Genomic DNA, 13,162 nt, shown 5'->3' on the forward strand with positions numbered 1-13,162 from the left:
CGGCCACCGCTTCACAGCAACTTGTCAGGTAACGGACATCTTTGCGCCGGGAAGTTCGCTACTGGACAACCCGATTGCCGCCGACCGACGAAGTTCCGTGACAAAATCCCCCCTGCGCTCCCTCGACGGCAACCTGCTGCTCGAAGCCCTCCACGACGCCGACCGCGGCCTGTTGGCCCCGCATGCCGAGCGGCGCGAGGTCGGACGCGGCGACGTGCTGTTCCGGGCCGGCGACGACGTCAGCCACGTCACCTTCCCGGCCCAGGGCTGCGTCGTGACGCTCGTGGTGCCGCTCCAGGACGGCAAGTCGGTCGAGACCGCCACCGTCGGTCGCGAAGGCGCCATCGGCGGCGTGGTCAGCCAGGGCTACCTGCCAGCCTTCGGGCAGGCCGTGGTGCAGGTCGCCGGCCCGGTCATCCGCATCAACGCCGACCGCCTGGCCGAGGCCAAGCACGCCTCGAAGACCGTTCGCGACCTGTTCGTGCGCTACGCCGACTGCCTGCTGGCGCAGGTGCTGCAGTCGGTCGCCTGCAACGCCGCTCACACCATCGAGCGACGCTGCATGCGCTGGCTCCTGACCCTGCAGGATAGGCTGGGGACGCCCGACCTGCCGGTGACCCATGAGGTGCTGGCCGACATGCTCGGGGTTCGGCGCGCCTACCTCACGGAGGTGTTGGGACGCCTGCGACGCGACGGCTTGATCGAGATCGGCCATAGGCGGCTGACGCTTCCGGACCGGGCGCGGGCCGAGGCGGCCTCGTGCGAGTGCCACGCCGCCGTACGGCACCACTTCGCCGAGGTTCTCGGGGCCATCTACGCCCCGGGCGGCCGGATAGTTGCCGTCGACGCTAGCGAGCCGGACAGGCTCAAGCCACCCTCTCCCACGGTCACGCTTAGGGAGCTGGCTCCGTGAACCTCGACTTCACGAACCGGCCCCTCGTCGAGGACGACGCGCGCCTCGCCGCGCTCGCCGCGTTCGACATCCTCGACACGCCGCCCGAGCGCGGCTTCGACGACATCGTCAACCTCGCGCGCCGCCTCTGCGCCGCGCCCGTCGCCCTGATCAGCCTGGTCGACCGCGACCGCCAGTGGTTCAAGGCGCGTGCCGGCTTCCCGCCCTGCGAGACCGACCTCGACCGTTCGGTGTGCAAGTTCGTTCTCGCGGAGCCGGGCGTCCTGCAGATCGCGGACCTGACGCTCGACCCCCGGACCCGGAGAAACCCGCTGGTGACCGGCGTGCCGCACCTGCGCTTCTACGCCGGCGCGCCGCTGCGCACGCCCGAGGGCCAGGTGCTAGGTAGCCTGTGCGTGATCGACCACGTCCCGCGCCCGGGCGGCCTGATCGCGGAACAGGTCGAAGACCTGGAGGCGCTCGCCCGGCAGGTCATGGACCAGCTATTGTTGCGCCGGTCGCTCGCCGACCGCGACTGCGCTTGGCGCCAGGGCGAGGCGGTAGCCTGGACCCTCGCGGGGGTCGCGGCGGCCGGCGGCGACCTCGACGCGAGCTTCCGCGCCGTGCTCGCCGGCGCGTTGCGCGCCGTGCCCACCGCCGAGGCCGGCGCGGTCGAGATCCGCGAAGGGGATTCCCTGGTCTACCGTGCCGTCACCGACGCGCTCGCGCCTCATCTGGGTCTTCGCCTCCCGGTCCGTGGAAGCCTCGCGGGTGCCTGCTACCTCGACGACGTGCCGCTCCGCGTTCCCGACATACAGCAAGACCATCGGGTCGAGCGGGATCTCGCCGAAAGCCTGCGGATGAGGTCCTGCCTTCTGGTGCCTGTGCGGCGCGGCGGCGTCGCGGTCGGCGTGCTGAAGCTTCAGTCGAGCAGCCCGGACGCCTTCGCGGAGGATGACCTGCAGGTTTTGGGCGTCTTCGCCAGTTCGGTCGCCTCCGGGCTCGCCGAGGCAGGCGAGCTCGCCGCGACGAGGGCGGCCGCCCGGACCGAGTACCGGCGCCGCGCCGTGTTCGACAGCGCGCACGACTACGCCATCGTCCTGCTCGACCTCGACGGCAAGGTCACGGACTGGAACGCCGGGGCGACCAGGATCCTCGGATGGCACCCCGAGGAGATGTGCGGAAAGCCTGCCGACGCATTCTTCACGGCCGAAGACCGACGCGACGGCATCCCGGCCATTGAGATGCGGTCCGCGCTGGAGGAAGGTCGGGGCATCGACGAGCGCTGGCACCTGCGCAAGGATGGCAGCCGCTTCTGGGCCAACGGCGAGATGATGGTGCTGCGCGACGAGGGCGGCGCGGCCATCGGATTCGTGAAGATCCTGCGCGACCGGACGGAGCAGAAGCAAAGCGCCCTCCGGCTGCAGGAGAGCCAAGACCGCTACCGGCTGGCGGCGCGTGCCACCAACGACGCGATCTGGGACTGGAACCTCGCCACCAACCACGTTCTCTGGAACGAAGCCCTCGGGGAGGCCTACGGCCACGCCTCGGACGCGGTGGAGCCGACCGGCGACTGGTGGATCGCGCAGATCCATCCCGACGACCGGGCACGGGTCGACGCCTCGATCCACGCCGTCATCGACGGCGCCGGCACGGCCTGGTCGGACGAGTACCGCTTTCGCCGCGCGGACGGCTCCTATGCGCACGTGTTCGACCGGGGCTACGTCCTGCGCGACGAGGCCGGCCGGGCCGTCCGGATGATCGGCGCGATGCTCGACCTGACAGAGCGCAAGCAGGCCGAGGACGCCTTGCGCGAGAGCGAACGGCGGTTCGGGCTTGAGCGCGGCCTGCTGGAGGCGATCTTCCGCCAGGCCCCGGTCGGCATTTCCATCGCCGGGGCCGGGGCCGGCGTGCCGTCGTCGCTGAACGCCAAGGCCGAGGAGCTTCTCGGCCACGGGCTCGGGACGGAGGGCGACGCCCGCTACGTCTCCTACGGTGCCCTGCACACGGATGGTCGCCGGTACGATCCGGCGGAGTACCCGACCCTGCGCGCCTTGCGGGAGGGCGAGACGGTGCGCGGCGAGGAGATGCGCTACCGTAACCCCGGGACGGGCGAGGTGCGCCTCCTGGAGGTGTCGAGCGGTCCCGTGCGTGACGCCGAGGGCGCGATCCAGGCCGCGGTGACCGTGCTGGTCGACGTCGGGGACCAGCGCCGGGCGGATGCCGAGACGCGTCGCCTCGCCGCCCTGGTCGAGCAGAGCCAGGACTTCATCGGCCTGGCGGCTCCCGACGGGAGCGTCGACTTCGTCAACGAGGCCGGCCGGCGCCTGATCGGCTTGACCGACCTCGCCGCGGCCCGGGCCATGCCCATCGTCGACTACTTCATGCCGGAGGAGCACTCGCGCGTCCTCGACGAGGTGCTGCCGGCGGTCGAGCGGGACGGCTTCTGGGAGGGCGAGCTGAAATTCCGGCACATGGTCACCGGGGCCGCGGTCCCGGTCCTCTACAACCTCTTCCCCGTGCGCGGTGCCGACGGACGCAGGCTCGGCTACGGCACCGTCACCCGCGACCTCACCGAACAGAAGCGGGCGCGCCAGGCGCTGCAAGCTAGCGAGGCGACCCTGCGGGCGGTCTTGGATACGGTGCCGGTCGGCATCCTGTTCGCGGAGGCGCCCTCCGGCCGCATCATCGGCGGCAACAGGCGGCTGGAGGAGATCTTTCGCCATCCCGTCCTACCCTCGCCCGACGCCGACAGCTACGGTGAGTGGGTCGCCTTCCATGAGGACGGTAACCGGGTGGCGCCGGAGGAGTACCCGCTGAGCCGCCTCATCCGGGAGGGGGTCGAGCACGCCGAGATGCGGTGCGAGTACCAGCGCGGCGACGGCAGCCGCCTCTGGATCGAGATCGCGGGTGCGCCGATGCGCGACGAGGCCGGGAAGAAGGTCGGTGCGGTCGTCGCCGTGGCCGACATCAATGCCCGCCGTCGGTCCGAGGAACGGCAGGAGCTGCTCAACCAGGAGCTCTCGCACCGTATGAAGAACCTGCTGGCGATGGTGCAGGCCATCGCCGCCTCGACATTGCGCGGCGCCACCGACATGGAGGCGGCGCGCGAGGTCCTGGGCAGCCGGCTGGTCGCGCTCGGCAAGGCGCACGACGTGCTCCTCGGCGGTGCCGCGGAGAGCGCCTCCCTGTCGGCCGTGGTCCGGGAGGGCGTCGGCGTGCAGGAATCGGCCGGTCGGCGCGTCTCGTTCGCCGGGCCGGACGTCGAGATCGGCGGCAAGGCCGCGCTGTCCCTCGCGCTGACCCTGCACGAGTTGACGACGAACGCGGTCAAGTACGGCTCGTTGTCGGTGCCGGACGGCGAGGTCGCGGTGAACGCGTCCCTGGTCGGAACGGAGGGGGCGCCGCGGCTGCGCATCGCCTGGACCGAGCGCGGGGGCCCGCCGGTCGTGCCGCCAACCCGGAAGGGGTTCGGATCGCGGTTGATCGAGCGTGGGCTGACGGCGCAGGTCAACGCCAGCCTCGCCCTCGACTATCGCCCCGAGGGGGTGAGTTGTGTCGTCGAGGCCTCGCTGGCCGATTTCCAGGCGGTCGCATGAGGGTGCGACGCAACGAAGGGCCGGGCGACCGGTTGCCATGACGGATAACCCGAGCGCGACGACAGCCCTGGTGGTCGAGGACGAGATGCTCTGCCGCCTGGAGGTCCGCGACCTCCTGGAGGCCGACGGCTATGCCGTGGTCGAGGCCGGCAACGCGGCCCAGGCGCTCGAAAGGCTCGACGACGCGGTCGGGCTGGTGGTCACCGACGTTCGCATGCCGGGACCGATGGACGGCCTCGCGCTCGCGCGCGAGGTGATGCGCCGCCGCCCGAACATGGCCGTCGTGGTCGTCTCGGCGCTGGTGGCCCCGCGGCCCGGGGACCTGCCTGACGGCATTCCCTTCGTCGCCCGTCCCTATCTGGAAAGCCGTCTGCATGAGGCCATCAGCGAGGCGCTGGCGGCGAGGGCCGCGCACGGTTGAAGTGGACGAAACCTCGTCCCCCCGCCAATGGGCGCATCCCCCGGGACCCGAGCGCGTTGACGTCCGCTCACGGCCTTGGGGGCCGGATAGGGAAACCCACCATGCAATCGGACACGCCGCGCCCGGGGGACGACCCGATGCCGCCCATCGGCGACCCGCCGCCGGACACGGCCCCTCCCGAGGGCGATCCGCCGACCGAGCCGCCGGCGCCGCAGCCGCCCGGCCCGATCAACCGGACCTGAGACCCTGGGCGGCGGGTCGCGCGCACGCGTCCCGCCGCCTGTCGTTCGCGGGGAGCGAAGAGGCCGCACCGCTCCGTCCGCGTCAGCCGGCAGGGATACGCAACCGTCCCGGGACCACGCGGAACGCCTCGGCGACCTGGGCGGCGGAGTAGGGCTTGCGCACGAGGTCGAAGCCGTGCGTGCCCTCGCGGGCCAGCACGTCGCTGTAGCCGGACGTGAGGATGATGGGCAGCTCGGGGACGAGCGTCCGCAGGCGCCGGGCCAGCGCGACCCCGCCCATGCCGGGCATCACCACGTCCGAGAACACCGCGTCGAACCGGTCCGGGTCCCGCTCGATCGTGGCGAGGGCCTCCTCGCCGTTCTTCGCCCAGACGGTAGCGTGGCCGAGCTCCTCCAGGATCTGCGTGCAGAACCGCCCGACGTCGAGGTTGTCCTCGACGACGAGGATGCGGAGCGCCCGTCCGTCGGGGGCCGCCTTCGGCTCCTCCGGGGCGTCCTTCGCGGGTGCCTCGACCTGGGGCAGGTAGAGGGTGAAGGTCGTCCCCCGGCCGGGTTCGCTCGCGACGTCGACGTCGCCGCCCGACTGCTTGGCGAACCCGATGACCTGGCTGAGGCCGAGGCCGGTGCCCTTGCCGACCTCTTTCGTCGTGAAGAAGGGCTCGAAGATGTGCGGGAGAACCGCCGGGCCAATGCCCGCCCCCTGGTCGGTCACCGAGACCGCCACGAACGGTCCGCTCGTGCCGGCATGCCCACGGATCTCGGGCAGGCCTCGCCGACATTCGAGCCGCAGGGTGACAGTGCCTTCGCCGTCCATCGCGTCCCGGGCGTTGACCGCCATGTTGATCAGCGCCGTCTCGAACTGGCTCGGGTCGGCGAAGACGTGGCAGGCGACCGTCGGCGGTACCTCTACGACGACCCGGATGCGGGCGCCGGAGACCGAGGCCAGCATGTCGGCGGTCGCGGCGATGCGCGCGCCGACATCGAAGGTCTCGGGCATCAGCGACTGGCGGCGGGCGAAGGCGAGGAGCTGGCCGGTGAGCTTGGCGGCCCTGTCTACGGTGTCGGAAACCGCGTCCATGTAACGGCGGCGGCGCTCCTCCGGCAGGTCGGGCTTGCGCAGCAGGTCGACCGACGAGCGGATGATGGTCAGCAGGTTGTTGAAGTCGTGGGCCACGCCCCCGGTCAGTTGCCCGACCGCCTCCATCTTCTGGGCCTGGCGCAGGGCCTCCTCTGCCTTGGCGAGTTGCTCCAGGTCGCGCAGCCGTTGGGTCACGTCGGTCGCGTACTGGAAGGCGCCGATCCGGCCGCCGTCGGCGTCGCGCAGCGGGGTGAAGGCCAGTTCGTAGTAGGGCCTCTTGCGGTCGGGGTCGCCGAACTCCTCGACCAGCGTGAACGCTTCGCCCGACAACGCCCGCGCCCAGACGGCCCGCGCCTGGGCCTGCTGCTCGGGAACGTCCGACAGGAGCCCGATCAGGTCGTCGCCGACCCGTGGGCGGACCCCGTAGATGGCCTCGAACTCGTCGGCGTAGGCGCGGTTGAGGGCGAGCAGCCGGAAGTCCGGGCCGAGGGCGCAGACGAGGGCGTCGGTGACCTCGAACACGTCGGCCCAGAGCTTGCGCTGCGCGAGCGCCTCCTCGACCCGGCGTTCCAGGTGAGCGTTGAGTTCGCGCAGGTCCCGCTCAGCGAGCTTGCGGTCGTGGATGTCCTCGACGACGCCGTACCAGGCGACGATGGCCCCGGTCCCGTCCCGGCGGGGCTGGGCGCGGGCGCGCATCCAGCGGTAATCGCCCGTCGCGGCCATGCGGAGCCGGTAATCGACGTCGACGGGGTCGCCCGAGGCGAGGCACGCCGTGAAGACCGTGACCGTCGATGGGACGTCGTCGGGATGGACCGCCCTGATCCAACCGGACCCGTAGGGCTCGCGCGGCCCCTGGCCGGTCAGGGTCAGCCATCGGTTCGAGAACGAGGTGATGTTGCCCTGTGGGTCGCAGGTCCAGGGAACCTGCGGGTTCAGTTCGACGGTGTGCCGGAAGTGATCCTCGCTCTCGCGCAACGCCGCCTCTCCGAGGACGCGGGTGGTCGTCTCGCCGGTGACGCAGAGCAGGCCGGCGACCTTGCCGGCCTCGTCGATGGCCGGCGAGTAGGTGAAGGACCACCAGCTGCGTTCGGGCGTGCCGTCGCGCGAGAGGTCGAGCGGCATGTCGGTCAGGGTCATGCTCCCGCCGGCGAGCGTCTTGTCGACGAGGGGGCCGATCTCATCCCAGATGCTGGCCCAGACCTCCCGGAAGGGCCGGCCCAGGGCCGTGTCGAGCCGGTAGCCGAGGATCGGGCGGTAGGCGTCGTTGTAGAAGCAGAGCAGGTCCGGGCCCCAGGCGAGGAACATCGCCGTCGGGCACGACAGCATCTGCGCGAGCGTGGACTTCAGGGCCGGCGACCACGCCTCCGGCGTACCGAGGGAGCTGTCGGACCAGTCGCGCGCCCGGATCTCGGCGCCGGTGACGCCGCCCGATGGAAGGAACGGGAATGGTTCGCTCACGCCGGACCGGACCCCGCGACCGCTGTTCGGCCTGCCCGATCCGGGAGGCACGGCGGCAAGTTGCCCGGGAGTTCGCACGAGCCAAGTGTAGAGGTGACAAGGAACGGCCCGGTCTGCATGCGGGGCCTATCGCCCACGAAGGTGGCCCGGGCAATCGGACGGCCTGTCACGCCTCGTCCCCAGGCGGCGCGGGCGCGGGACGCTCGCCTCCGATGTCGCCCTCCCCGGGATCGGCCGGCGGCAGGTTCGGCGGGGGCACGCGGCCGGGACTGGGCGGCGTCGGCAGGCCGATGTCCTCCGTGACCGTGGGAAGGTCGTCGGTGCCCTCGTCGCCTTCCATCGCCACGCCCCTCGCTCGACAGCGGAGGATAACGCGGAAGTGGCCGGGAGGTCGCGGCCGATCCACGGTAATCCGGTCAGACTTGCCGCATCGCCGCCGTGGCCCTCGCCCAGCGCCTCGAAGTAACGGCCGTGGAGGACGGGGCGTCGATCTTCCTCCCGAGCGTGCCCGGCGTGAGCGAACTATTGTGCGAAGTCGCGGCCCGGGCCATCACCGCCCTGGGCCCCGGCAGGATCACCGACGGCGTCAGGGAAGCCCGCCCGACGTGGAGCTCCGCTATTCCCTTCATGACGCGGTCCCATTCCCGGGGTCTTTGTGGAGCGCCAGGACCGCAAGCTTGCCGTCCCACGGGGCCGGGGACGGGAACACCTCCCCGAGGAAAGCCAGGAACGCCCTCACGTTCGGACTGCCGCGACGGCTCTCGGGCCACAGCGCGGTGATGACGGAACGCTCGACCGCGAACTCCTTCAGGACCGGCACCAGCAAGCCCCGCTCGACGTAGGGGGCTGCGATGTATGTCGGCGAGATGCCGATGCCGCCGCCGGCCACCAGGATGGTCGCCACCGCGTCGCTGAAATCCGTGACGATGCCGGCGTCCGGGGCCAGTTCGACCGTGCGGCCGCCGATCCGGAACGGCCAGCGCAGGGCCTGGCCCGTACTCTGGAAACGGAAGTTCACGCAGTCGTGGTCGACCAGCTCGTCGGGGTGCCTCGGAGTCCCGCGGCGCTCCAGGTAGGCGGGCGACGAGAACGCGCAGAGCCGGTGCGGCGCGAGGCGCCGGGAGACCAATCGGGAGTCGGAGAGTTCCCCGACGCGGATGGCGACGTCGATGCCCTCCTCGACGAGGTCGGCGAAGCGGTCGCCGAGGCGCAGGTCGACGGATAGCCGCGGGTGGCGCTCGCGGAAGCGCGGAAGCGCCGGCGCCAGCAGGTGCACGCCGACCGGAACGGGCGCCGTCACCTTCAGGACGCCGGCCGGTTCCGAGCGTGCTGCCACGGCGGCCTGCTCGATCTCCTCGGCCTCGCGCAGGAGGCGCAGCGCCCGCTCATGCAGGTCGCGGCCCTCCGGCGTCAGGGTCAGCGAACGCGTGGTCCGGGTGAACAGGCTCAGGCCCAGCCGCCCTTCCAGCCGCTGCACGCTCTTGCTGACCGCGGACGGCGATATGCCCAGCGAGCGCGCGGCGGCCGTGTAGCTGCCGAGCGAGGCCGATCGCGCGAAGGCGATGATGCCGGTGAGCCGGTCGAGGCCGATCTGTTCCATGAAGGCAGGAGTGAACCGACAACAAGCCCGATTATCAAGCTCGAAGCGCTGCCCCATCCTTCTTCCCACAGGCGCCATCGGGGCGCCGTCGGGAAGGATCATCGTCATGAACAGCACTCTTCAGGACCGCACCGTCGTCATCTTCGGCGGCACCTCCGGCATCGGCCTCGCGGCCGCCCAACAGGCCAAGGCGGAGGGCGCCGAGGTCATCGTGGTCGGCTTCAACGCCGAGGGCGCCGAGCGCGTGGCCGCCGAGAACGGCTTTGCCGGTTGGCGCGCCGCCGACGTGACCCGCCCCGAGACCATCGCGGCGGCGCTCGCCGACGTCCCCCGAGTCGACCACCTCGTCCTGCTCGCCGGCACCTTCGTGGCCGGCAAGGTGCTGGAGGCCGAGGTCGATTACCTGAAGCGCGCCTTCGACGAGCGGATCTGGGCGGCGGTGCACACCCTACGCGCGCTCGGCGACCGGCTGGCCCGGGACGGCTCCGTCACCTTCATCTCCGGTGCCCTGGCGGATCGCCCAAGCGCCCAGGGCACCGCGGTCCTCGCCGCCGCCTCGGCCGCGATGGAGGCGTTCGCGCGCGGCCTCGCCCTCGAACTGGCCCCGGTGAGGGTCAATACGCTCTCGCCAGGCACCACCGACACCCCGCTCCTGGCCCGCACGCTCGGCGCCCACCGCGACGCCTACGTCGCCGCGCTCACCGAGAAGCTGCCGCAGCGCCGCCTCGGCACGGCGGAGGAGGCGGGCGCCGCGGTCGTCTTCCTGATGGGCAACGGCTTCATGAACGGCGAGACGTTGCACGTCGACGGCGGCGCCCGTCTCGTTTGAGCGCCGTCACCCGCCGCGGCCTGCCTGTCACCGCGAACCCTACCCACCGCAGTCACGGTGGGACAGTTTCCTCGCTCGGTGTCAGCTCCCCGGTGCCTCTTCGACCCGGTATCGAAGCCAGACCATGCCGCCCTCAAGCGTCTCGGTGTGGAAGTGGCGGAGCGCCTGCCCAGCCCCTGGGCGCTCGTCGGGCCCGCCCTGGTACTCGAAGATCGTCTGCACGCCCGCGAGGCCATCCACGGCAGGCTGGATGAGCACGCTGATCTCGTCGATGAGCCCCGCCTTCAGGAAAGCGCCGTTGATGCCGGCGCCCCCTCCAGCAGCAAGGTCTCCACGCCGAACACCTCGCCCAGCGCATTCATGGCCTTGGCGAGGTCCCGTCCGTCCGGGCCGGCGAACACGTAGGACACGCCGTCCTCCCGCAACTCCGCCAGGTAGGCGTCGGACACCCCTTCCGAGAGGACGGCCACGGCGTAGTCGCCGTGCAGGTGGTCCTGCCCGTAATGCACCTTGCCGTGCGGGTCGATGGCGACAGCGAGGTCCCGGTCCTTCCGGTCGCCGACGAACGGCTCGCGCGAGGAGACGCCCGGCCCTGTCACCGTCCGGGCCTTCCCCTTCGAGATCTCCTGCATGGTGACGCGCCCGCACATCCAGCCCTGAGCGCCGAACTTAGCGGAGACCTCGTCGTAGTGCTTGCGGAGCCGTCCGGCGTCGACGCCGGCGGCCGGCCTGGTGAACCGGCTCGGATGCAGCTTGCCGTCGATGGACGTCACCATGTGGCAGATGATCTTCGGACGCATCGGCTTGCCTCCTTCGCCCCGCCTCATGCCGCCTCCGGCATGCGGTCGAGGAGCTTGTCGAGGGTGATCGGGTAATCCCGAACCCGAATACCGGTGGCGTTGTAGACCGCGTTCGCCACCGCCGCGCCGACCCCGCAGATGCCGAGCTCGCCCACGCCCTTGGCCTTCATGGGCGAAGACATCGGGTCGACCTCGTCGAGGAAGATGACTTCCTGATGCGGGATGTCGGCGTGGACCGGCACCTCGTACCCAGCGAGGTCGTGGTTGGCGAAGAACCCGCGCTTGGTGTCGACCGCGAGCTCCTCCATCAGGGCCGCGCCCGTGCCCATGGTCATCCCGCCAATGACCTGGCTGCGGGCCGACTTCGGGTTGAGGATGCGCCCGGCCGCGCACACCGCCAGCATCCGGCGGACCCGGGTCTCGCCAGTGTAGGCGTCGACGCCGACCTCGACGAAATGCGCCCCGAAGGTCGATTGCTGCTGCTTCTTCGAGATGTCGCCGAACTCGATGGTGTCCTCGGCCGAAACCTCACCCTTGCTCGCCGCCTCGCCGAGCGGCACCGCGCGGTTGCCGGCCCGCACCTGCCCGTCGGCGAACACCGCGTCGGCCGAGTTGATGCCGAGGCGCTGCGCCACCGCCTCGCGCAGCTTCACGCAAGCCGCATAGACGCCGGCCGTCGAGGAGTTGCCGCCGAACTGCCCGCCGGACCCGGACGAGACCGGGAAGGCGGAGTCGCCTAGGCGGACAACCACCTTGTCGAGCGGCAAGCCCATCATCTCGGCGGCGGTCTGGGCGATGATGGTGTAGCTGCCCGTGCCGATGTCGGTCATGTCGGTCTCGACCGTGACCGTACCGTCGGCGGCCAGCCGCACCCGCGCGCCGGACTTCATCACCATGTTGTTGCGGAACGCCGCCGCCATGCCGATGCCGACGAGCCATTGCCCGTCGCGAACCTGGCCCGGCTTCGCGTTGCGCTTCGACCAGCCAAACTTCTCGGCCCCGAGCTTCAGGCAACCGACCAGATCACGGTGCGAGAATGGGCGCTTCGGGTCCTGCGGGTCGACCTGGGTGTCGTTGCGGATGCGGAACTCGACCGGGTCGATCCCGAGCTTCTCCGCCATCTCGTCCATGGCGACCTCCAGGACCATCAGGCCCGGCGCCTCGCCGGGCGCGCGCATGGCGTTGCCCTCGGGCAGGTCGAGATGTGCGAGCTTCATCGCGGTCAGGCGATTGGCGCCGGCATAGAGCAGCTTGGTCTGGTTCACCGCCGTCTCGGGGTCGCCGTCGGGCAGGTTTCCCGAGGTGCTCTCGTGCGCGATGGCCGTGATGGTGCCGTCCTTCGTCGCGCCGATCCGTACCCGCTGGATCGTGGCGGGCCGGTGCGTGGTGTTGTTCATGACGAGCGGCCGGGTCAGCGCCACCTTCACGGGGCGCTTGGCCGCCTTGGCCCCGAGCGCCGCCAGGACCGCGTCGGCGCGCACGAACAGCTTCCCGCCGAACCCGCCGCCGACGTAGGGGGAATCGAGGCGGACGTTCTCCTTCGGGACGCCGAGGATCTTGGCGAGGCTGCCATGGCCCCAGGCGATCATCTGGTTCGAGGTCCAGAGGGTGACCTTGTCGCCGTCCCACGCCGCGATGGTCGCGTGCGGCTCCATCATCGCGTGGCTCTCGTCGGCGGTGGAGTAAGTCTCGTCGAACCGGACAGGCGCCTGCGCGAAGGCCCCCTCGAAGTCGCCGACCCGCTCCTCTCCGTTGCCGGCGCTGCCCTCGCCGCTGTCGCCCGGCACGGGCTTGGCGCCCTTCGCTTCGGCCGCCAAATCGAATTTGCCCGCCGTGGGGGCGTAGTCGACCTTCACGAGGAAGGCGGCGGCCCGGGCCTGCTCGAATGTCTCGGCCACCACGACCGCGATGGCCTGGTGGTAGTGCTGCACCTCGTCGCCGCCGAACAGGTAGGCAGCGTTCATCATTCCCCGCTCCATGCGGGGATGCTCAAGGGTCGTCACGATGGCGAGCACGCCGGGCGCCCTCTTTGCCGCCGCGGTGTCGATGCGGCGCATGCGCCCCTTGGCGATGCCGGCGCCGAGGACGTAGCCGTAGGCCTGGTTCGCCGCCACGTCGTGGCGCTCGTAGGCGTAGGGCGCCGTGCCGGTGGTCTTGTACTTGCCGTCGATGCGGTCGGTCGGCTTGCCCACGACCTTAAGTTGGTCGATGGGGTTCTGGCCGGCGGGGGTATCGAACTTCAT

11 protein-coding genes are annotated in these 13,162 nt (G+C 71.1%); 5 read left to right on the forward strand and 6 right to left on the reverse strand.

Annotated features, from left to right (window positions below):
- The first annotated feature begins 97 nt into the window (after nt 1-97).
- The 4 genes from A3862_RS15800 to A3862_RS31540 all read left to right on the forward strand — a co-directional run bounded on the left by A3862_RS15800 (nt 98) and on the right by A3862_RS31540 (nt 5,154).
- Nucleotides 98-913: a Crp/Fnr family transcriptional regulator gene (locus A3862_RS15800; RefSeq protein WP_111473739.1), complete on the forward strand. Its 816-nt coding sequence runs from the start codon at nt 98-100 to the stop codon at nt 911-913.
- Nucleotides 910-4,491 (forward strand): PAS domain S-box protein, encoded by a 3,582-nt coding sequence (locus tag A3862_RS15805; RefSeq protein ID WP_111473740.1) that lies wholly within the window; start codon nt 910-912, stop codon nt 4,489-4,491. The genes A3862_RS15800 and A3862_RS15805 overlap by 4 nt, the downstream gene beginning before the upstream one ends.
- Before the next feature lie 70 nt (nt 4,492-4,561).
- Entirely contained in the window at nt 4,562-4,912 is a 351-nt protein-coding gene (locus tag A3862_RS15810; protein WP_236961306.1) for a response regulator, read from the forward strand.
- 101 nt (nt 4,913-5,013) lie between these two features.
- The gene (locus A3862_RS31540) at nt 5,014-5,154 is read left to right on the forward strand and encodes a hypothetical protein (protein ID WP_164706371.1); all 141 of its coding nucleotides are present in this window, start codon (nt 5,014-5,016) and stop codon (nt 5,152-5,154) included.
- A gap of 82 nt (nt 5,155-5,236) precedes the next feature.
- On the opposite strand, the gene A3862_RS15815 is transcribed toward A3862_RS31540, so the two are convergent.
- From A3862_RS15815 to A3862_RS15825, 3 genes are all read right to left on the reverse strand, one after another.
- On the reverse strand, nt 5,237-7,690 hold the full coding sequence (locus A3862_RS15815) for a PAS domain-containing protein (protein WP_236961310.1): 2,454 nt from the start codon (nt 7,688-7,690) through the stop codon (nt 5,237-5,239).
- A gap of 166 nt (nt 7,691-7,856) precedes the next feature.
- Nucleotides 7,857-8,030, reverse strand: a complete 174-nt coding sequence (locus A3862_RS31545) for a hypothetical protein (protein WP_164706372.1) — start codon at nt 8,028-8,030, stop codon at nt 7,857-7,859.
- Between the two features lie 285 nt (nt 8,031-8,315).
- Nucleotides 8,316-9,290 (reverse strand): LysR family transcriptional regulator, encoded by a 975-nt coding sequence (locus A3862_RS15825; protein ID WP_111473743.1) that lies wholly within the window; start codon nt 9,288-9,290, stop codon nt 8,316-8,318.
- A 106-nt stretch (nt 9,291-9,396) separates the two neighbouring features.
- On the opposite strand from A3862_RS15825, the gene A3862_RS15830 reads away from it, so the two are divergent.
- Nucleotides 9,397-10,119 (forward strand): SDR family oxidoreductase, encoded by a 723-nt coding sequence (locus A3862_RS15830; protein ID WP_111473744.1) that lies wholly within the window; start codon nt 9,397-9,399, stop codon nt 10,117-10,119.
- An 81-nt stretch (nt 10,120-10,200) separates the two neighbouring features.
- On the opposite strand, the gene A3862_RS32100 is transcribed toward A3862_RS15830, so the two are convergent.
- From A3862_RS32100 to paoC, 3 genes are read right to left on the reverse strand one after another with little or no spacing between them, the layout of a single operon-like run.
- On the reverse strand, nt 10,201-10,422 hold the full coding sequence (locus A3862_RS32100) for a hypothetical protein (protein ID WP_236962114.1): 222 nt from the start codon (nt 10,420-10,422) through the stop codon (nt 10,201-10,203).
- Nucleotides 10,404-10,919: a 5-amino-6-(5-phosphoribosylamino)uracil reductase gene (locus tag A3862_RS15835; RefSeq protein WP_236961312.1), complete on the reverse strand. Its 516-nt coding sequence runs from the start codon at nt 10,917-10,919 to the stop codon at nt 10,404-10,406. The genes A3862_RS32100 and A3862_RS15835 overlap by 19 nt, the downstream gene beginning before the upstream one ends.
- Before the next feature lie 23 nt (nt 10,920-10,942).
- Nucleotides 10,943-13,162, reverse strand: coding sequence for an aldehyde oxidoreductase molybdenum-binding subunit PaoC (gene paoC, locus A3862_RS15840; protein WP_111473745.1), 2,220 nt, complete (start codon nt 13,160-13,162; stop codon nt 10,943-10,945).

Source organism: Methylobacterium sp. XJLW, from assembly GCF_003254375.1.
GTDB classification, from domain to species: domain Bacteria; phylum Pseudomonadota; class Alphaproteobacteria; order Rhizobiales; family Beijerinckiaceae; genus Methylobacterium; species Methylobacterium fujisawaense.